General features: G+C 62.9%; 1 protein-coding gene. It reads left to right on the top strand.

Annotation, left to right across the window (positions count from 1 at the left end; translation table 11 throughout):
* A partial coding sequence (locus tag RM530_RS18445; RefSeq protein ID WP_311366733.1) for an IS66 family transposase occupies positions 1 to 517 on the top strand: 517 nt, incomplete at both ends.

Genomic DNA, 517 nt, shown 5'->3' on the forward strand with positions numbered 1-517 from the left:
GGCACGTCAAAGCCTTCCTCGGCGAGGCCTTCGCCGGCACGCTGCTGTCCGACGGCTACGAGGCCTACAGCGCCTATGCCGCGCAGAACGCCCAGGTCAAACACGCCGCCTGCTGGAGCCACACTCGCCGCTATTTCGAGCAGGCCAAGGACGCTGATCCCAAGGCCGAAGAAGCTCTGAGCCTGATCGGTGCCCTGTATCGTCACGAAGCGTTGATTCGTGAAAAACAACTCGACGGCGAAGCCAAACACAAATACCGGCTCGACCACAGCGAACCGATCGTCACCGCCTTCTGGGCGTGGTGCGAGCAACAGTGCCGCCGATCCGAGCTGACGCCCAGCCATCCCTTGGTCAAGGCCCTCAAGTACGCCCGGGCCCGAACCGAAGAACTGAAAACCTTTCTCGCCGATCCGGACGTGCCGATCGATACCAATCATCTCGAGCGTGCCCTGCGTCCGGTGCCGATGGGGCGCCGCAACTGGCTCTTTAGCTGGTCGGAGATCGGTGCCGAGCACGT

Source organism: Banduia mediterranea (assembly GCF_031846245.1).
GTDB lineage: Bacteria > Pseudomonadota > Gammaproteobacteria > Nevskiales > Nevskiaceae > Banduia > Banduia mediterranea.